Below are 17,193 nucleotides of genomic sequence, written 5' to 3' on the forward strand. Positions count from 1 at the left end.
GAGCGCTGGGCGGCGTCGAAACGGCCGACGCGGGAATCACCGAGGCGGCTCCTGGTCATCGACATCGCCGCCGCCGCCGACATGCACGAAAAGCTGGGCCGCATGATCTGCCGATGCACAGCCGCTCAGCGGGGGACGGTCTCCTTGATGGTGAACGGCGCCCCGGCCCCACGGGCTGGTGGGCAGCGGGCCCGGGACGGCGATCACTGTGCTCCCTCCGCCTGCGCCGAGCCCGCTGTCAGACGTTCTCGTCCGTCAGCCAGTCGGGGGAGACGAAGCCGCCGCCACCGTACATGGGCAGTTCGATCGTCTCTCCGTAGCGGGCGAGTTGGTTCCAGGGGCGGTTGAGGCCGGCGGAACCGTACCGGCGGACGCGGGTGACGGTGTCGAGGTCGAGCACGTCGACGAGGATCTCCTCCCCGGGGCCGGCCTGCTGGCGGACGATGCCCTCGGGGTCGACGATCGTGCTGGTGCCGACGCCTGCCGGGTCGGAGGCGTTGACGTTCACGACGAAGACCTGATTGGTCCAGGCGTTGGCGCGTGCGCACACGAGTTCCATCTCGCGGTCGCGGGTGGGTGTGAGGGTGGGCTGGATGACGATCTCGGCGCCGAGCCAGGCCAGTTGGCGAACCGTCTCGGGGAAGGAACCGTCGTAGCAGATGGCCAGGCCGATACGGCCGGTGCCGGGGATGTCGAAGACGGTGAAGCCGCTGCCGGGCGTCGACGTCTCGTAGGGCTGCCAGGGGAAGACCTTGCGGTAGCGGGCGGCGATGCTTCCCTCGGGGGAGACGGCGATGGCCGTGTTGTAGATCTGCCCGTCCGGCCCGCGCTCGTAGACGCTTCCCGGGACGAGCCACAGTCCGGTTTCCTCGGCGAGCGCGCAGATCCGGTCGGTCAGCGGGCCCGGGATCGTGACGGCGGCGTGCTCCATCCAGTCCTGCGGGGCCGGCCGGAGGAGGGCGCCCTCGGCGGCGAGCAGGAGTTCGGGCACGACGACGAGCTGGACGTGGGGGAACAGCTCGCGGGTGGTGCGGACCTGGTGGGCGAAGCGTTCCCAGGTGGCCTGGAGGTCGTGGGGGACGGGGGCGGTCTGGACGGCGGCGACGACGAGTGAGCGCATGGGTGGGTTCAGTCCTCGGTGATGGTGAGTTCGGCGACCGCGGTGCGGCCGTCGCGGAAGAAGGGGCGGAATCGGGTACGGACGACGGCCAGGGCCAGGGCTCCGGCGGCAAGGGAGCCGGCCCCGAGGAGGAACACCCCGCCGACTCCGTGGAAGGAGGTGGCGCCGTAGGCGGGGTCGTACATGTCGTAGGCGCTGCGCGCGAAGGCGGCCAGCATCATCAGGCCGCCGGCCAGGGGCAGCACGCCGCGCAGCACAAGGTCGCGGGGGGAGGCGCGCAGCCGGGAGCGGAAGTACCAGACGCAGGCCAGGGCGGTGGTGCCGTAGTAGCAGGCGATGAGAAGGCCGATGCACAGGATGGCGTCGCCGAGGAAGCGGCCGGAGACGAGGGTGAGCAGCACCAGCAGGCCGGCCGCCGCGGTGCCGAGGAACACGGTTCCGAAGCCAGGGGTGCGGTGGCGCGGGTGGATGCGGGCGAAGGCGCGGGGCAGGGCTCCGTGCGCGGCCATGGACAGGGTGCCGCGGGAGGAGCCGACGAGGCAGGTGAGCAGGGCCGAGACGGCCGAGACGCAGACGGCCAGCTGCATCACCTTGGACAGGGCCGTTCCGAGGACGGGGGGCGCGAGGGCGGCCAGGATGTCGCCGGCGTTGTCGGCGTTCCCCAGTCCCGTTCCGCTGTCGCCTGTTCCGGCGAAGCTGATGGCCGCGAAGGCGGTGAACAGGTAGGTGCCCAGAAGAACCAGGGTGGAGATGACGGCCGCCAGGCCGGCCACGTGCGCTCCGTCGCGGGTCTCCTCGTTCGCGGTGAGGAGTGCGTCCCAGCCCCAGTAGATGAACAGGCAGAGCATCACGGCTTCGGTGAGCTGCCCGAAGCCGGTGAACGCGAACGGGTTGAGCCAGCCGAGGGACGGAGCGGCCGCGTCGGGACGGGCGAAGGCGGCGATGCCGAAGCCGAGCAGGGCGGCGAGCTGCAGGCCGAGCGTCACGTACTGGACGGAGGCGGCCAGCTGCAGGCCGCGGTGGGCGATCGCGGTGACGGCCGCGAGCAGGAGGACGGCGGTCGCGGCCACGGCGGCGCTGTTGCCGGCCAGGGCGTGCAGGCCGGCCAGGTGGAGCAGGTAGGTGGCGCCGACCTGGGCCAGGGCCGTCATCGCGATGAGGGTCGCGCACTGGACGACCCACCCACCGGTGAGCCAGCCGACCAGCGGTCCGAAGGCACGGGTGGTCCAGACGAAGGTGGTGCCGCAGTCGGGCATCTCGCGGTTGAGCTCGCGGAAGGCGAACGCGGTGAGCAGGATCGGTACGAACCCCAGTAGCAGGGCGGCCGGGGCGAGGTGGCCGGCGACGAGGGTCACGAAGCCCAGCGTGACGGCGATGCTGTAGGCCGGGGCGACGGAGGACAGTCCGAGGGTCACGGCGCCGAGCAGGCCGACCGAGCCGCCGCGCAGCCCTTTGTCGGTGGGGGAGGGTCTGGAGGGGCTGGTTGGCGTCTCGACGTCTGTCGCGTTGGTCATGGTGCCTCCGTGAACGCCTGCGTGTTTGTTAAACGCAGATTTAAATCATGTGCCTCTCGCCAGTCAATAGACGGTGGGGTAGCGTTAAATTCTCATACAGTACAGACGGCGACAGGAGAGCGACCCACCGTGGCTGGCAGGAAGAGCGTCGGCAAGGAGGCCCGCCGGGCCGAACTCGGCAAGGCCGTGGAGCAGGCCCTGGCCGCCCGGGGTCTGGAAGGGCTGCGCCTTCGCGACGTCGCCGAAGCCGCCGGTGTCACGCCGGCCGCGGTCCTCTACTACGGAGACCTGGACGAACTGGTCCATACCACCTACCGACAGGCCATCGAGCGCTACAGCCAGGAGCGCGAGGAGGCCGCGAGCCGCTTCACCGATGCTCGCGACCAGCTGCGCGCCTGCATGGACCGAGGCGTCGCCACCGGGCCCGACGACACCCTGACGCGCCTGCTCTTCGAGTACTGGCCCCGCTGCCTGCGCGATGCCAGGGCCGCAGTCCTCGACAGTGCCCTGACGGAGCGACAGATCGCGGTCTACGCTGCGATCCTGACGCTTGGTCAGGCACAGGGCCACTTCGCCCTCCAGGATCCCCCTCGCCTGCTCGCCGCGAACTTCGTCGCCATGGAGGACGGCTACCAGATGGAACTCCTGGCGGGCCGGCGCACCCGCGCCGAAGTGCTCACCGCACTGCACGCCTACGCTCGCGCGGTCACCGGTCACACCCTCGCCCAGCGGCCCTGACCCGAGCAGGCCCCGTCATGAGGGCGATCCGGTTCGCGATCCCTGCGGGGCTTGCGCGAGTGACCGGGTGTGGTGGTCATCGAGGCGTCCGACCTGCGTGCGACGGATCCGCGAGCGACGGATCCGCGAGCGACGGATCCGCGTGCGACGGATCCGCGAGCGACGGCTTTGTGACGAGCGGCGCCCCCACCGGGGGACCTGCTGGTCCCCGGGTGGGGGCGCTCCGTCGGCGGTCGGCGTTCCCGGCCGGCTGGTGGCCGTCGCGGGAACGCCCGCCGTCGAGGTCGAACCCGGCGGTCATCGCGCGTGCTCCTCCGCGCTGCTGAAGGTCCGGCGGGACCTACCTGGGGAGGCCGCCGCGGATCACGCCCCGGCCCGGGCCGCACGCAGGGCCAGCGGTGCGACGAGGAGGGCCGTCAGCGCGCAGGCGAGGGCCAGGGCGTCGTAGCCGCCGGCCGTGACGGCCAGGCCCGAGAGCAGTCCGCCGGTGCTGCCCGCGACGGCGAGGCCGACGTCGGCCAGGCCCTGGGTGCTGGCGCCGCGCCCCGGCGGCAGCGCGGCCGTGATCACGGACGTTCCGCTGACCAGGCCGAGGTTCCAGGCGATGCCGGCCAGGGTGAGGGCCACGGCGAGAACGGGCACGGAGTCGTCCGGCGCGGCGGCGGCCAGGAGTGCGGCGGCGCAGAGGAGGACACCGGAGGCGGCGGCGACGGGGAGCGCGCCGAGGCGGTCGGTCAGGAGGCCGGTGAGCGGGGAGGGCAGGAACATCGCGGCGATGTGGAGCGAGACGACCAGGCCGATCGTGCCGGTGCCGTGGCCGTTGGCGGCCAGGTGGACGGGCGTCATGGTCATGAGGGCGACCTTGGGCAGCTGGCCGAGCAGCATGATCCACAGGCCGGTGGCGACGCCCGGACCTCGTGGCCGGTCCGCGCCCTTGCGCACCGGCTCGGCCTCGTCGGCGGAGTCGGCGGAGTCGGCGCTGCCACCCGCGTCCGCGTCGGTCCCCCGGGAGGGGTGCCGGGCCTGCGCCAGCCGGAGGGGGTCGGGCCGCAGCAGCGCGGTGAGCAGGACGGCCGCCGCCGCGTAGCCGAAGGCGGCGAGCAGGAAGGGCCCGGCCAGTGGGGGGATGCCCCAGGCGCGGGCGAGGTCGCCGGTGAGCGGGACGAGGTTGGGGCCCGCGACCGCGCCGAGGGTGGCGGCGAGCAGCACGCGGCTCAGGGCGCGGGCGCGGCGGTGGGGTGCGGCCAGGTCCGCACCGGCGTAGCGGGCGAGGAGGTTGGTGGCGGTGCCCGCGCCGTAGACCAGGAGCGAGGGCAGCAGCAGCGCCACCTGGTCCAGGGCCACGGCGGCGACCACACCGACGCTGCCCAGGGCGCCGATCGCGTAGCCGGTGCCGAGTCCGGGGCGGCGTCCGCGCCGCTGGCACAGTCGGCCGACGACGAGCGCGCCGATCATCGATCCGCCGGTGAACAGGGCGGTGGGGATGCCGGCGAGGCCGGTGGAGCCGAGCATCTGGTCGGCCAGCAGGGCGCCGACGACGATGCCGGCGGTGAGTCCGGCGCCGCTGACCAGCTGCGCCGCGACCAGGACGGCGAGGATCCGCCGCTGTTCAGGGGCCTCGGGGGCTTCCGGCGCCTGCGCCGGCCCGCCGCCCGCCGGGCCGGCCCCGGTCGCTCCCGCATCGGTCGGTCCGGGCGGGCGGCGGGGTGCGGCGGCGGCCGGCGGGGTGGCGGTCACGCGGAGGCCAGGGGGCTCAGCGTCGAGATCTCCTCCAGCGACATGCCCATCTGCTCGTGGAGGTAGCGGACGATGGTCCAGTGGGCGAGCGCGCCCTCGTCGAAGGGGCCGAAGGCGCCGCAGTAGAGCGGGATCCAGCGCAGCGCCTCCTCGGCGGCCTGTCGACGCCCGGGTTCCTCCTGGTAGGACTCGTACGGGATGCCGCGGTGGTGGACGAAGAACCGGCCGGGCAGGCGCTCCTCGCACAGCGCGCGGTACTCGCGGGTCTGCAGGATGAGGTAGTGCCAGATCTCGTCGATGTGTTGTTCGACGGGGAGGAAGAGTCCGGCGAGTTCCTCGCGGTACCGGGACACGAGGTAGAGGTAGCGCAGGCACTCGGTGACCTGGCGTTCGGCGTCGGCGGGTGCGCAGCCGGTGCCGGCGACGGTGTGGGCGACCACCTCGGCGTGGAGGTCGTCGCCGAGCAGCCGCTTGAGGTCGGTGACCGTGACGTTGACCGTGACCGTGTCACGGTCCGGCCCTTCGGACCGCGATTCGGGCCGGGATGCGGACTGGACGGTCATCGGTTACCTCCGGCCGACGTGGTCGGGATCGTGGCGGCGGGCGGGGACACGGGCGGGGACACCGCCGGGGACGCGGCGAGCCAGGCGTACTTGCCGGAGGCCCCCACGGGCAGGTGGTCGTGGTGTTCCACGAGGCAGTGCCGGCCAATGAGTTCGCCGACCGCGGCGGCCAGGGCGTCGCGGTCGGCACGGGTGAGCGGGGCGGCGTCGAAGGTGGTGCAGCGCAGGACGGCCCCGCCCGGGCCCTCCAGGTGGAGGCGGGTGAGGAAGACCCGCGGGGTGACGGCGCTGACGGCTTCGTCGAGGTCGCCCTGGGCTCGGGGGCCGCGCGGGGTGGTGAGCAGCTCCTTCTCCCGGCCGCAGAAGCGGGTGATGCGGTCGGGGTCCGCGCTGCCGTCCGCCGTGCGGACGCAGTCCCCGGAGCGGTAGCGGACCAGCGGCATGAAGGGATTGCGCACGCTGGTGACGATGAGACTGTGGATGCCGCTGCCGGGGGCGACGGGCAGCAGCTCGACGCTCATGTCGTGCAGGTAGGGCCGGTAGTCCCCGCCGCGGTCGCTGTAGTAGAGGTAGCCGAGTTCGGTGCTGCCGAACAGGTCGACGATCGGGCAGTCGAAGTGCTCGCGCAGGTACCGGGCCACGTTCGCGGGCGTGTACTCGTAGGCGTGGACGACGGCCGCCGGTGGCGGGAACCCCTCCCACAGACCCCAGGCACGGGTTTTGCGCACCAGGTGGGCGAGGTGGGAGGAGGAGCAGTCGAGGAGGTAGCGGCCGCGCGGGTGCGCGCGGGCGGCGTCGCGGATCTCGGCGAGCATCCGCTCGACGTCGGCCCGCTGCCAGTGGTCCGGGTCCAGCCGCAGGTTGAGGTAGCGGGTGCGGTCGTCCAGCCGGCGGTCCCGCGCGTCCGGTTCGGCGGCCGGTTCCTCGCCCCGCTTGCGGGCGTTGACGCGGGCGACGTGCTCGGTGGCCAGGACGGTGGTGAGGGAGACCCGGTGGCAGCCCTCCCGCCAGGTGTCGGCGAGGTCGGGGTGCTCGCTCCACAGGCGGTAGTAGGAGTTCAGCAGGAAGTAGGGCGGTCGGATGATCTGCATACGGGCGTGGTTGGTGCCGGTGGAGAGCACGAACTCCGCCTCACCCGCCGCGAGGGCGGCCGACAGGTGCGGGGTCATCCAGTTGTCGGGAAATCCGCGGGCGATCTCGGGTTTTTCCAGAATGGGGAAATGACCCCGCTCGATCGAGTCGCGGTAGAGGGGAATGTCCTTGATCCGGTCGACCACGTCGGCGGTCGGCTGGCCGTTCAATGTCACCTCCGGTCGGTGTCCGGGGCTCCGGTTCCCTGGCCCCGGGCAGAATGCGGGCAGCGCACGGCGCGGGACGGCACGTGCCGGCGAAGGTGCGCCGCAGGTCCGGGCCGACCGGCGCGTGCCGGTCGGCCCGAACCTCGTCGGCGCAGCTCAGGGCAGATCTGTGCCGTCGGGACCTGGTCGGCGCGTCAGGAGATACAACCGGCCTTGGCCACGCTGATGCACCCGGACTTGGGGGCCTGGCTGATGCAGCCGTCCTTGGCGGTGCTGCCGGAGTTGGCGGCGACCCAGCCCTTCCACTTGTCGTCCTGGGTCATCTTCTTGATGAGCTGTTCCATTCGGACCTCCGAGATATACCGGTAATCCGGCGGCGCGTTCGTCGCCGCCAATCCGACATTAAAGTGATGGTCAAGCATGTGTCAATGACGGGTCATCAGAAGGAGATATCAAGACACCTGGCCGGTAGTCGCCGTCCGAGGTCGGGGCCGTGGGCGCGGATCGAACCGGAGCGGCATGTTCATGCCTTAGCCTCGTGGCAGGTCCGCGATTCCGTCCCGGGAGAGAGGCTGGATCCATGAACTCACGTCCACCGGTGGCCCGTTGGGCTGCTTCCCTGCTCGCCGCCGCCCTCGCGGCCGCGGGCGTCCTCGCCGGCCCCGGCGTGGGCACGGCCGCCGCCGGGGCCAGTACGGCCGGCACCGCCATCGCCGGGGCGGCGGCCGAGGCACTGTCGGCCGCGGGCGGCAAGCCCCCCGTCGGCGGTGTGGATCGACTGGTGCCGCTGCCCGGCGCCTCCTGGGCGCAACGGGCCCTGATCAGCGGCGACGGGCGGCGCGCCTACGTGGGGGAGGAGACGGAGACCGGCAGTCGGCTCGCTGTCGTCGACACCCGGAGCGGCGCCGTCCTCGCCGAGGTCCCGACCGGCACGGAGCGCTGGAGCGGCCCCAAGATCCTCGCACCGGACGGGCGGCTCATCTACCTGATCGGCGCGGGCACCCTGAACGTCTTCGACACCGTCACCAACACCGTGCGGACGAGCGTGCCGCTGCCCGAACAACCCCACCCGGACGGCTGGCAGACCGGTTCGCCGTACAGCCTGGCGGTCTCGCCGGACGGGACGACGGTGTACGTCGGCCAGGGCGGCCCGTTCCTGGACACGCCGCCCGACCCGTCCGTCCTCCCCGGGCGGCTGCTCACCTTCTCCGCCGCCTCGCGGGCGTTCACCGGGGAGACGCCGCTGCCGACCTCGAACCCCCGCGACCTCGTGGTGCGCCCGGGCGGCGCCACCGGGTACCTCTCCAGCCCCGAGGGCCTGATCCGCCTCGACCTCACCGGGGCGCACCCGACCGTCGTCCGCACGATCACCTCCCCCGGGTTCATCGACGACCTGGCGCTCGCCCCGAACGGGTCCACGGTGTACGCGATCACCAAGCCCGAGGGTCGGATCCAGGTGGTCGACCTGACCACCGACACCCTCGCCGCCACGATCGACCTCAACACGGGCTACCGCCAGATCGCCGGCCTCGCGGTGAACCCCCGCGGCAACCGGTTGTACGTCCTGATCCAGACCGACCTGCCCAGTCCGACCGTGGCCGCGTACAGCACGGCCACGAACCGGCCCGTCCCGAAGGAGGACTTCGCCGAGTTCGACCTCGAACACGGTGCCACCCTGACCGTGGGCCCCGACGGCCACACCTTCTACGTCACCGGCACCAACTACAACGACAACCCCGGCACCTTCCTGCAGATCGTCAGTTTCTAGCCCGTGCACCCGTGGCCGACGCGTCCGTGGCGGGTGCGTCCGGGGTCGTGGCCGCCGCCCGCCGACCACGACCCCCGGTGTCCGGTCGCGCTCCTCGCCGCAGCCGGTGACCGCTCGGCCGTCCCGGCCGGTGGGTGTGTGCGTTCAGCGGGTGCGACCGAGACGGACGTTGCAACTGGTGACCGAGGGGATGGGGACGTTGAGCATGCCCGCGGCATGGGACACCGGGGACCGGATCGACAAGCTCATGGCCGACCTCGGGGCGCTGGCGCACTTCGAGGAAAGCCGGTGATTCCGGTGTCTGACCACTCGACTGCGGAGCTACCGGAGTGGTCCCCGCTCGTCGACGAGCACGGTGGGTGGTGACAAGAACACCTCGGTGCCCACCGGGCCGTAAGCGACGTTGAATGTGTCCGTCCAGTACGACCAGTCCCTGACCCCGGCGGCGCTGCTGAACCGGTAGTTGAGCTGCCAGCGGACCCACTGGCCGGGGACGAGGCGTACCGCCGGAGGCCGGCGTGGCCGAGGCGGGATGGCGAACAGGGGCTGGACTCGGGGAAGGACTCGCAAGCGACCTTCGTTTTCCCGGAGTTGGATGTCGACCTTGCGCAGGTCCTCCTGGCTGTCGTGGGGGTCGAAACCGTCCTGCTCATGCATGCGGACCACATGCGCAGCCGAAGGCGGCGTAGGCGGGACGCGAAAGCCGACCGGGGCCGCGTTCCTGCGAGTGGCGGCTTCTCCTCCCCGGGACTGCTTCGTCCAGGACGTCCGTATCCACTGGACGGTGATCTCCATGGCTTTCACCTGCCCATTCTTCGAGGGGATCACCCTATGGCAGCGCGGGTTCACGTCGCCACCGGTGTCCTCGCGAACACCGGTGACCCCCAATGACACCGCTGCAGGACGACCAACTTGAACTGCCCACATGAACTCCGACATCTGCTCGGCCGCCAGAGCTTCACCGCCGGCGTTCACAGGAGGGCGCCGCCGGAGACCTCGATGCGCTGGGCGGTGACCCAGCGCAGTCCCTCGGAGGCCAGCGTGGCGATGGCGTCACCGATCTCCTCGGGTTCGCCGACGCGGCCGAGCGCGGTTTGTCCGGCCAGGACCTGGCGCATTCCGGCGTCGTCCCGCATCGCTCCGCCGTTGAAGTCGGTGGCGGTCGGCCCCGGGGCGATGGAGTTGACCCGGATGCCGCGAGGTCCGAGTTCTGCGGCGAGGGTGCGGCTCAGAGCTTCGACGGCGGCCTTCGACGCGGAGTAGACCGAGGTGGCGGGGCTGGTGCGGCGGGTCAGTGACGTCGAGACGGTGATGACGTGACCGCCCTTCGCCAGCAGTGGCACCAGCGACTGGATGAGGAAGAACGTGCCTCGGACGTTGGTGCCCATCATCGTGTCGAAGTCGTCGGTCGTGACAGTCTCCAGCGGTCCGAAGACGCCCACACCCGCGTTGTTGACCAGGATGTCGAGCCGCGAACTGCCCCAGCGCTCCAACTGCGCGCCCAGTTCGGAGGTGAAGGAGGCGAAGGAGGAGACGTCGCTGATGTCGAGCCGGAGCACAGCGGCCGTCCCGCCCACGGCCTGCACCTGTTCCACCGTCTTTGCGGCCCCGGCCACGTCACCGTGGTGGGTGACCACGACCCGCACCCCGTGTGCGGCCAGGGCGACGGCCGCGCTGCGCCCGAGGCCGCGATTCGCACCGGTCACCAAAGCGATCTTGTCGACTGTCATGAACTTCCTCCACCGTGCGACAACCAGATCCGAGGCGAGTCACTCGACTCGCCTTGGTGCTGCACCGTAGGCGGGCTCCCGAGGCAAGTCAAGTGACTCGCCTCGGAGCTGCGGCATACTCTCCGCATGGCAGCAGAACTCACCGCGCATCACCGCAGGCTCGCCCAGCAGAAGCGCGAGGCGATCACCGCCGCGGCCACGGAACTGTTCCTGGACCGTGGCTACGACGGCACCTCTCTCGCGCGGATCGCCGAAGTGGCCGGGGTCTCGAAGTCCACCCTGTTCAAGCAGTTCCCCACCAAGGCGGCCCTTTTCGAGGCCATCGTCACCGAGTCCTGGCAGCGCGACGCCGGCGACAGCGCCGCGCGGCCACAGGCGGGGGATCTGCGCTCCGGGCTGACGGCCATCGGTCACCGCTACGCGGACCTGATCGGCCAGCCCCGCATGACAGGTCTGTTCCGGATCGTCATCGCGGAACTGCCTCGTTTCCCCGAGCTGGGGCGGATGCAGTTCCAGCTCGGCAAACTGCCCTACTTCGCTTCCGTCCAGCAGTACTTGGAATCCGAGCACGAGGCGGGAAACGCCGATGTGCCCGACGCCGAGAGCGCCGCGAACCAGTTCCTCGGCATGATCGCCAACTACGTCCTGTGGCCCCGGATGCTGCTGACCGGCTGGAACCCCGAAGCCTCCGACATCCACAACGCCGTCGAAGAGGCCGTTCGCACCATGCTCGCCAGGTACGCCCCCGACCCGCAGGGCTGACCCGAAGCCGGCATTTCCACACTGACGCGCGATGCCCAAGACCGGGAGGCCCGGTACGCCGCAGGCGACCACAGGCGGTCACCGGCGGGCCGGGCTCCCCATCGAGTCACCGACGGTCGAGGCTCAAGTCGCGTCCCGGAGCGGCTGCGGGTAGCCGATCCCGGCGATGTCCTCGGCCAGGTCCGCGAGGGTGACCTCCGAGTTGAGCGATGACACCAGCTTCTGGCTCAGCGGCCGCAAGGCATACACGTCGCGGACCGCTTCCAGGGCCACGGGAACCTCGTAGTAGTCCTCGGCGAAGCGCTGGAACGCCTCCGGTGAACGGTCGACCAGGAGCTCGAACAGGCCCGTCGCCCCATCGGGGTCGGACCACCCGGTGGGGAAGTCGATCACGCCGTGCCGCCACCGGTCGTCCGTCGCCTCCCGCCACAGGCAGGCCGACACGGCGGGAACGTCGTCCTCGTCGGTGAACGCCGGTTCTTCGACGAAGGGCTTGAAGATCTCCGGAACCTTGTCGAGCACTCCCGGCCAGGGCTCGCCATCGTTGCCGTACGGGCTCATCGGTGCTTCGTGGCCGAAACCACGGACAAGGGCCCCGGCTGGAGAGAACACGATGGAGTACTCGTCACCCGACCCGTTGCGCATCGACGCCATCTCCTCGCCATCGGCCCAGCCGGCGTTGAAGGAGTAGTACCGGCCCTCCCAGCCCGGGCTCAAGATCGCATCGAGCATCGCCAGTGAGCGGCACAGGTTCCGCAGGTCGGCGATGGAAGGGAGCCGGCGAGCCACGTCATGGACAGTCACGTGCTCATCCCATCGGATGCCCCTGACACCCAGAGTCTCCTCCAGGGCTGTCAGGCTCAGTAGCGAGGCCGGAACGAGGTGGGTCAACTCGCGACGGTTGAACACGCGAGCCCACCAGCATCAACCCCCGGGACCCCGGTGGGCCGACTGGCGCCCCGCCATGACGCCGGTCGGGCCGGTCGGTGCCGCGTCGCTGGGCGGGGAGTTCGGGCGCGCCGACGGGCAGCGCCTCCGGCTGTGCCTCGGCGCAGCCCGTCGTGGCAGGGTCGGGCCGCCGCGGCGCTGTCAGCCGCCGCTCTTGCGGCGGAAGTTGCGCTTTCCGCCCGCGGCGGCGTGGGTGCCGTGGATCTTCGAATCGCCGTTCGGGCCGCCGGCCGTGCTGCCGCCCCTGGCGCCGTGCTTGCGCTCCAGCGCGGCGAGGAACTGGGCCTTGACGTCGTCCGGGGCGGCAGCCGCGGGGGCCTCGGCGGCGGCCTCGGTCTCCGGCTTGTCGGAGCTCTCGGGGTTCTCGGGTGACGCTGCGCCGCTGCTCATGCGGGACCTCCTGGTGGGGTGATGTCGGCTCGGTGCCTTCATCGGACACCATGTCACGTCCCCCGGCCCGCCCGTCCCACCGGACCGCCGCAGACCCTCACCGGCTCCGCGTTCCGGACCGCCTGGCGGGACCGGGGTGGTGCCCCGGCCCCGCCAGGCCACCCCCGGCAGCACCTGTCCGCACCCATGGCGAGCGGGACGGAACCCGGCCCGTTCGCCCGGGTGGCCGCGTTCAGGGTCTGCCGTGGCGCCCCTCCGAAACGGCCGGACCTGGCGCCGATGGTGGTCGATCGGGAGCCGGTGTTCAGTCTCGGGCGAGTGATTCGGCGAGGCGGCTGACGCCGTCCTGGCCGTGGCCGAGGGCGATGGTGCGGCGGACCAGTCCCTCGGCGGCGCGCATCACGCCGGACTCGATGCCGTGGGACTCGGCGGTGTGGACGATGTGGGCCATGCTGGAGACCGCCGAGGTGAGCGGGTTGATCGCGCCCGAGTAGCTGCCGCTGTCGAAGTCCTCGGCGAACTCGGCGAACAGCGGCGGGAGGATCGCGCCGATCCCCTGGGCGAACGGCGCCAGTTCCCTCCCGGTGACCCCCTCCGCCTTGGCCAGCGCCAGCGCGTGCACGTATCCGGCCATCGCCGTCCAGAAGATGTCCAGCAGCGCGATGTCGAACGCGGCCGCCCGGCCGACGTCCTCGCCGAGGTGGGTGTGGGTGCCGCCGAGGGTGGCCAGCACCGGCCGGTGCCGCCGGTACAACTCCTCCGGGCCGCTGTGGAGGAAGACGGCCGCCGGTGTGCCGATGCTCGGGGCCGGGGTCATGATGGCGCCGTCCAGGTAGTCGATGCCGTGCTCCGCCGCCCAGACGGCCGTGTCCCTGGCACGCTCCGGCGAGTCGGCCGTCAGACTGATCACCGTTCGGCCCTTGAGCGCGGCCGCGACCTCCTCGCGCCGCAGCACGGCGTCGGAGGCGTCGTAGTTCACCACACAGACGACGACCAACTCGGCCGCCGTCACCGCCTCTTCGGGGGTGGCTGCGCTCACCGCGCCCCTGGCGACCAGCTCGGTGTCCCGGCCGGGGGTCCGGTTCCAGACCGTGGTGCGTACCCCGGCCGTGAGGAAGGTACTGGCGAGAGCGCGGCCCATCGGCCCGAGGCCGAGCACGGTGACCGCGGACCGCGGGTGGTTGGTCGACATGTTTCTGCTCCTGTAGACATGGTGGTGGACATCGAGAAGGAGGGGGCGGGAATGACGCGCAGCCGGGCCATGGACCCGAACGTCTGCGGAGTGACGGCCGCGATCTCCGTGATCGGCGGCAAGTGGAAGACGGCCCTGCTCTGGATGCTGGAGGCCGGCCCGCACCGACCCGCCGAGCTGCGCCGACGGCTGCCGGGCCTGAGCGAGAAGGTCCTCACGCAGGCGCTGCGTGAGATGGAGTCGGACGGGTTGGTGCATCGGGAGGTGCACGACGTTCTCCCGTTGAAGACGGTCTACTCCCTGACCGACTTCGGCCTCCGCCTCTCCGTGGCTCTCGGCCCGGTCTCGGACTGGGGCCACGAACGCCTCGACCGGATGGCGGCCGAACCGACCGGCCCGGCAGTGCCCTGACGTGCTGTCACTCCTTTCCGCTTCCCGGGATCCAGCCTGCCCGCCGCGCACCGGCCTGCCCAGTACGCACAAATAGGTGGGTACGCTCCGGGCCCGGGTCCGACCGGCGGGGGCGTCGAATCAAGGGTGGTGTCGTGTTCCGTGCCGACGAGCCATGTCGCGGGTCGGCGGCGTTCCGGATTCCCGTCGCCGCCCTTGCCCGGCGGGACCGGGGCCGACGCGTCCTCGTCGTACGCCGGGCGGTCGGCGACGTCCTGAAACGGCTCGACGTGGCCTCCCGCGACGACGGGCGCACCATCGCCGCGATCCAGGTCACCGCCCTCCGCCCACTGCTCTCCGCCCGCTCCCCGCGCACTCCGCCGCAGGGGCGCCGGGACGGGCGCCGGGACGCCGTAGCCACGGCCGGGTCAGCCCCCTGATCGGCCGCGGTGCCTGGCCCCGCGCGGCCCGCTTCGGCTTCCTGCGGGCCTTGTGTCCGCGCTCCGGCGCCGCCCCGGCAGCGGACCGTGCGGATCGCCGCTGCCGTTCCGGGGGACCGGCCCGCCCCACGCCGAAGAAACCGGTCGCTCGCTCTTCGTCCGGTTGCCGACGACTGGTGTAACGTTTTGATTAAGCAGTCGTGGTTCCGAAGCCTCCGCCCACGCTCAGCCGTGGGCGTTTTTGCTGTTCAGCATCCTCCGGGCCAGGCGATCACCTCCGGGTTCCGCACCACGCGGAGCCCGTTCCCCAGAAGGAGAAACAGCATGGCTCAGGGCACCGTGAAGTGGTTCAACGCGGAAAAGGGCTTCGGCTTCATCGAGCAGGACGGTGGCGGGCCGGACGTGTTCGCCCACTACTCGAACATCGCGAGCCAGGGATTCCGTGAGCTCCAGGAGGGGCAGCGGGTCAGCTTCGATGTCACCCAGGGACAGAAGGGTCCCCAGGCCGAGAACATCGTGCCTGCCTGACGTATCCCAGAAGGCCCGGAGCCACGCTGCTCCGGGCCTTCGGCGTCCCCCGCAGGAGCGCGCGAGCCATCGACCGGTTCGGGGACCCGCAGGCACGGCCCGGGTGGCCTGCCCGAGGAGCTCCCGGGTCTTCCCCGGCGCTGTCGGCAACCAACGCCCACGTCGTCGGCAGGGGGCAGCTCCCGCCGGGGGAGGCCGGACCGCTGCCGGAACAGAATTCCGTTGATCGCACTGTGGCGGCATTGTCGGCGTTTATCCCGCCTTCGATTCGTCGGCTGGTGCGGCTCGGGCTGCCCGTTCTTCATCCGGAGGATCTCCCCGCCCTGTGTTTCACGGGACGAGTTCCCAGTTGGAGCGGCGTACAGTCCCGGCCAGGTCCGTGACGGGACGCCCCCGGAGTTCTGCACCACCCCTGCGACGATGGACACGTGTATGCCGCGCCCATCGAACCCCGCCCCCTGAACGCCGACGAGCGAGCCGTGCTGGAACACCTGCTGGAAGCCGATTTCGTCGGCGCGCCGGCGCTGCGCGCCCAGGTGGACCGGACCGAGGTGGTCGCCGCCTGGGGAGTCGATTCGGTGAGCGTCGATCTCCGGGTGCGCGGGTTGGGAGAGGACCCTGCTCTGCGGTCCACGGTGCTACCGGTCGGTGCTCGCGTTCACGACCACCGTGGCGAGTACATCGGCGAACTGCTGGTCCGGGCCGAGGGGGGAACGGTCCTGTCGGCGCTGGAGTACGCCTGGGTCACCGACGAGATGCCGACCGCGCTGCCGTCGATCGACCGGATCCAGCGAACCGTCAACTGATCCTCCCAAAGCCATTGCGCTACCGATCATGGAGTTCGTCGACCGAACGGGAGTCCCGGTCGGGTGATCGCGGGCCTTGCCCGGCGACGGCCGGACCGAGCCGGCAGGGCAGGGCAAGGCGGGGCAGGGCGTCCCGGGTACGCTGCCCAGGCGGCCGCCGGGTCGCCCACGGGGACGGGGATCACGACATGACCACAGAGCACGACGAACCGACCGGCGACGGATCGGCCGGCACCGCGCGGACGTTCGCGGCGCTGCCGGGGCGGACCGGAGACGACCGCTCGACGTTCCACCGGGCTCTGGCCGCGGTGACCCGGATCCCCGGCGTCGCGGCGGAACCCGAGCCGGACACCGGAGGCACCTCCACCTGGGCGCACGGGGTACGGCGGGCGCTGCGTGCCGCCGCCGACGGGTTGGTGCTGTCCGAGGATTCCTTCCAGGTACTCCTGGAGGCGGCCGTGCAGGACCCGAACCCGAGCTTCAACCGCTGGTTCGTCGAGCCGGCCCTGAACGCCTACGGCTACCACCGGGTCCGCGCGGCGATGCTCGACCGCCTGCGGAACGGCACCGACGCCCAGCGGGCCGGCGCCGCCCGGGCCTGGTACTGGACGGCCCTGCCGGTAGGGGACGACGACGGGGCGAGGGCCGAGGACCCCGGCGCCCTCTCCCTCCCCGGGGCGACCGACGAGGCCGCCCTGGTGGGTGAGTGGAGGAACGCCGCGCTGCGCGAGTTCGTCGCCAACGAGGACCTCGACGTGCGGCGCTGCATCCTCCCCGGCCTGCCGCTCCGGAAGTCGAAGTACCCGCCGGAGCTGCACCCGCTGGTGGAGACCGCCACGTCGATCGCCCGGACCCATCCGGACGACTACATCCGCCACCGGGTGGAGGTCCAGCTCGGCTACTGACGGGCCGTCGGTCGGGCGGTCGCCGCGACCTCCGCCAGGAATGTCGGCGTCGCCCGCTGTGCCCACTCCACGCCGTTCCCGGCCCGGCCGCGTTGGGTCACGGCCTGCGGCCGAGCAGCCGCAGGCCGTGGACGCCGCCGGCTGACACCCCCGCCAGGCCCCGTCAGCCCCGCCCCGTCCTCGGTCCTGTTCGGCCGAGGGTCATGCGGCCGGCGAAAACGGTTCGGCACCCACTCATTGCTTCGGGTACGTTGCTCACTTCGGACGCACTAGGGGCTGTTCAGGGTTCGGATCTTGTGGTGGCTCGGTTGTGGGCTGGTGTGTCTGGTAGAACTCGGGATCGTGGCGCGTTTTGACGTGACGG

Annotated in this window: 19 protein-coding genes and 1 pseudogene; 8 read left to right on the top strand and 12 right to left on the bottom strand. The window is 71.6% G+C overall.

Going from position 1 to position 17,193, the window contains the following annotated elements; all coding sequences use genetic code 11:
• Nucleotides 1-238: 238 nt before the first annotated feature.
• Nucleotides 239-1,120 carry a carbon-nitrogen hydrolase family protein gene (locus ACIQ9P_RS22505; protein WP_402358811.1) on the bottom strand — a complete coding sequence of 294 codons (882 nt, stop codon included), beginning with the start codon at nucleotides 1,118-1,120 and terminating at the stop codon, nucleotides 239-241.
• A gap of 8 nt (nucleotides 1,121-1,128) precedes the next feature.
• Nucleotides 1,129-2,634 carry an APC family permease gene (locus ACIQ9P_RS22510; protein WP_402358814.1) on the bottom strand — a complete coding sequence of 502 codons (1,506 nt, stop codon included), beginning with the start codon at nucleotides 2,632-2,634 and terminating at the stop codon, nucleotides 1,129-1,131.
• 129 nt (nucleotides 2,635-2,763) lie between these two features.
• Here ACIQ9P_RS22510 and ACIQ9P_RS22515 point away from each other — a divergent pair, with 129 nt between their 5' ends.
• Nucleotides 2,764-3,372 carry a TetR/AcrR family transcriptional regulator gene (locus ACIQ9P_RS22515; protein ID WP_402358817.1) on the top strand — a complete coding sequence of 203 codons (609 nt, stop codon included), beginning with the start codon at nucleotides 2,764-2,766 and terminating at the stop codon, nucleotides 3,370-3,372.
• A gap of 363 nt (nucleotides 3,373-3,735) precedes the next feature.
• On the opposite strand, the gene ACIQ9P_RS22520 is transcribed toward ACIQ9P_RS22515, so the two are convergent.
• From ACIQ9P_RS22520 to ACIQ9P_RS22535, 4 genes are all read right to left on the bottom strand, one after another.
• Complete coding sequence (locus ACIQ9P_RS22520; protein WP_402358820.1) at nucleotides 3,736-5,109, bottom strand: MFS transporter; 1,374 nt, start codon at nucleotides 5,107-5,109, stop codon at nucleotides 3,736-3,738.
• On the bottom strand, nucleotides 5,106-5,672 hold the full coding sequence (locus tag ACIQ9P_RS22525; RefSeq protein ID WP_402358823.1) for a hypothetical protein: 567 nt from the start codon (nucleotides 5,670-5,672) through the stop codon (nucleotides 5,106-5,108). Before ACIQ9P_RS22525 ends, ACIQ9P_RS22520 begins: the two co-directional genes overlap by 4 nt.
• The gene (locus ACIQ9P_RS22530) at nucleotides 5,669-6,973 is read right to left on the bottom strand and encodes a hypothetical protein (protein WP_402358826.1); all 1,305 of its coding nucleotides are present in this window, start codon (nucleotides 6,971-6,973) and stop codon (nucleotides 5,669-5,671) included. The genes ACIQ9P_RS22525 and ACIQ9P_RS22530 overlap by 4 nt, the downstream gene beginning before the upstream one ends.
• 191 nt (nucleotides 6,974-7,164) lie before the next feature.
• Nucleotides 7,165-7,314 carry a hypothetical protein gene (locus ACIQ9P_RS22535; RefSeq protein ID WP_402358828.1) on the bottom strand — a complete coding sequence of 50 codons (150 nt, stop codon included), beginning with the start codon at nucleotides 7,312-7,314 and terminating at the stop codon, nucleotides 7,165-7,167.
• A gap of 236 nt (nucleotides 7,315-7,550) precedes the next feature.
• On the opposite strand from ACIQ9P_RS22535, the gene ACIQ9P_RS22540 reads away from it, so the two are divergent.
• Nucleotides 7,551-8,738, top strand: coding sequence for a hypothetical protein (locus ACIQ9P_RS22540; RefSeq protein ID WP_402358831.1), 1,188 nt, complete (start codon nucleotides 7,551-7,553; stop codon nucleotides 8,736-8,738).
• Between the two features lie 321 nt (nucleotides 8,739-9,059).
• On the opposite strand, the gene ACIQ9P_RS22545 is transcribed toward ACIQ9P_RS22540, so the two are convergent.
• A complete protein-coding gene (locus ACIQ9P_RS22545; protein ID WP_402358834.1) occupies nucleotides 9,060-9,533 on the bottom strand; it encodes a hypothetical protein in 474 nt (157 codons plus the stop codon).
• Between the two features lie 176 nt (nucleotides 9,534-9,709).
• Nucleotides 9,710-10,468, bottom strand: a complete 759-nt coding sequence (locus ACIQ9P_RS22550) for an SDR family NAD(P)-dependent oxidoreductase (protein WP_402358837.1) — start codon at nucleotides 10,466-10,468, stop codon at nucleotides 9,710-9,712.
• Between the two features lie 126 nt (nucleotides 10,469-10,594).
• Between ACIQ9P_RS22550 and ACIQ9P_RS22555 the strand changes: the two genes are divergently transcribed.
• Complete coding sequence (locus ACIQ9P_RS22555; protein WP_402358840.1) at nucleotides 10,595-11,230, top strand: TetR/AcrR family transcriptional regulator; 636 nt, start codon at nucleotides 10,595-10,597, stop codon at nucleotides 11,228-11,230.
• 123 nt (nucleotides 11,231-11,353) lie between these two features.
• Here ACIQ9P_RS22555 and ACIQ9P_RS22560 read toward each other — a convergent pair whose 3' ends face one another.
• From ACIQ9P_RS22560 to ACIQ9P_RS22570, 3 genes are all read right to left on the bottom strand, one after another.
• Entirely contained in the window at nucleotides 11,354-12,034 is a 681-nt protein-coding gene (locus tag ACIQ9P_RS22560) for a hypothetical protein (protein ID WP_402358888.1), read from the bottom strand.
• Nucleotides 12,035-12,319: 285 nt separating this feature from the next.
• Nucleotides 12,320-12,568, bottom strand: coding sequence for a DUF5302 domain-containing protein (locus tag ACIQ9P_RS22565; protein WP_402358843.1), 249 nt, complete (start codon nucleotides 12,566-12,568; stop codon nucleotides 12,320-12,322).
• A 304-nt stretch (nucleotides 12,569-12,872) separates the two neighbouring features.
• On the bottom strand, nucleotides 12,873-13,925 hold the full coding sequence (locus ACIQ9P_RS22570) for an NAD(P)-dependent oxidoreductase (protein ID WP_402358846.1): 1,053 nt from the start codon (nucleotides 13,923-13,925) through the stop codon (nucleotides 12,873-12,875).
• On the opposite strand from ACIQ9P_RS22570, the gene ACIQ9P_RS22575 reads away from it, so the two are divergent.
• From ACIQ9P_RS22575 to ACIQ9P_RS22585, 3 genes are all read left to right on the top strand, one after another.
• Nucleotides 13,812-14,171, top strand: coding sequence for a winged helix-turn-helix transcriptional regulator (locus tag ACIQ9P_RS22575; protein WP_402358849.1), 360 nt, complete (start codon nucleotides 13,812-13,814; stop codon nucleotides 14,169-14,171). The two genes, ACIQ9P_RS22570 and ACIQ9P_RS22575, sit on opposite strands and share 114 nt — an antisense overlap.
• Nucleotides 14,172-14,305: 134 nt before the next feature.
• Nucleotides 14,306-14,590: a hypothetical protein gene (locus tag ACIQ9P_RS22580; protein ID WP_402358852.1), complete on the top strand. Its 285-nt coding sequence runs from the start codon at nucleotides 14,306-14,308 to the stop codon at nucleotides 14,588-14,590.
• Nucleotides 14,591-14,914: 324 nt separating this feature from the next.
• Entirely contained in the window at nucleotides 14,915-15,118 is a 204-nt protein-coding gene (locus tag ACIQ9P_RS22585; protein WP_351697444.1) for a cold-shock protein, read from the top strand.
• 170 nt (nucleotides 15,119-15,288) lie between these two features.
• Here the strand turns inward: ACIQ9P_RS22585 and ACIQ9P_RS22590 are convergent.
• A pseudogene (locus ACIQ9P_RS22590) lies at nucleotides 15,289-15,442 on the bottom strand (IS5/IS1182 family transposase); the annotation flags it as partial.
• A gap of 104 nt (nucleotides 15,443-15,546) precedes the next feature.
• Here ACIQ9P_RS22590 and ACIQ9P_RS22595 point away from each other — a divergent pair.
• A complete protein-coding gene (locus ACIQ9P_RS22595; protein WP_402358855.1) occupies nucleotides 15,547-15,924 on the top strand; it encodes a hypothetical protein in 378 nt (125 codons plus the stop codon).
• Nucleotides 15,925-16,112: 188 nt separating this feature from the next.
• The gene (locus tag ACIQ9P_RS22600; protein ID WP_402358858.1) at nucleotides 16,113-16,829 is read left to right on the top strand and encodes a hypothetical protein; all 717 of its coding nucleotides are present in this window, start codon (nucleotides 16,113-16,115) and stop codon (nucleotides 16,827-16,829) included.
• The last annotated feature ends 364 nt before the right edge of the window (nucleotides 16,830-17,193 follow it).

The sequence above is a fragment of the Kitasatospora sp. NPDC094019 genome, from assembly GCF_044764505.1.
Lineage (GTDB): Bacteria > Actinomycetota > Actinomycetes > Streptomycetales > Streptomycetaceae > Kitasatospora.

Bases quoted from the DNA above. Each gene is read 5' to 3' on its own strand.
- ACIQ9P_RS22535 (WP_402358828.1), bottom strand. From the start codon at position 7,314: ATGGAACAGCTCATCAAGAAGATGACCCAGGACGACAAGTGGAAGGGC.
- ACIQ9P_RS22545 (WP_402358834.1), bottom strand. From the start codon at position 9,533: ATGGAGATCACCGTCCAGTGGATACGGACGTCCTGGACGAAGCAGTCC.
- ACIQ9P_RS22505 (WP_402358811.1), bottom strand. From the start codon at position 1,120: ATGCGCTCACTCGTCGTCGCCGCCGTCCAGACCGCCCCCGTCCCCCAC.
- ACIQ9P_RS22565 (WP_402358843.1), bottom strand. From the start codon at position 12,568: ATGAGCAGCGGCGCAGCGTCACCCGAGAACCCCGAGAGCTCCGACAAG.
- ACIQ9P_RS22510 (WP_402358814.1), bottom strand. From the start codon at position 2,634: ATGACCAACGCGACAGACGTCGAGACGCCAACCAGCCCCTCCAGACCC.
- ACIQ9P_RS22600 (WP_402358858.1), top strand. From the start codon at position 16,113: ATGACCACAGAGCACGACGAACCGACCGGCGACGGATCGGCCGGCACC.
- ACIQ9P_RS22525 (WP_402358823.1), bottom strand. From the start codon at position 5,672: ATGACCGTCCAGTCCGCATCCCGGCCCGAATCGCGGTCCGAAGGGCCG.
- ACIQ9P_RS22555 (WP_402358840.1), top strand. From the start codon at position 10,595: ATGGCAGCAGAACTCACCGCGCATCACCGCAGGCTCGCCCAGCAGAAG.
- ACIQ9P_RS22540 (WP_402358831.1), top strand. From the start codon at position 7,551: ATGAACTCACGTCCACCGGTGGCCCGTTGGGCTGCTTCCCTGCTCGCC.
- ACIQ9P_RS22550 (WP_402358837.1), bottom strand. From the start codon at position 10,468: ATGACAGTCGACAAGATCGCTTTGGTGACCGGTGCGAATCGCGGCCTC.
- ACIQ9P_RS22585 (WP_351697444.1), top strand. From the start codon at position 14,915: ATGGCTCAGGGCACCGTGAAGTGGTTCAACGCGGAAAAGGGCTTCGGC.
- ACIQ9P_RS22575 (WP_402358849.1), top strand. From the start codon at position 13,812: ATGACGCGCAGCCGGGCCATGGACCCGAACGTCTGCGGAGTGACGGCC.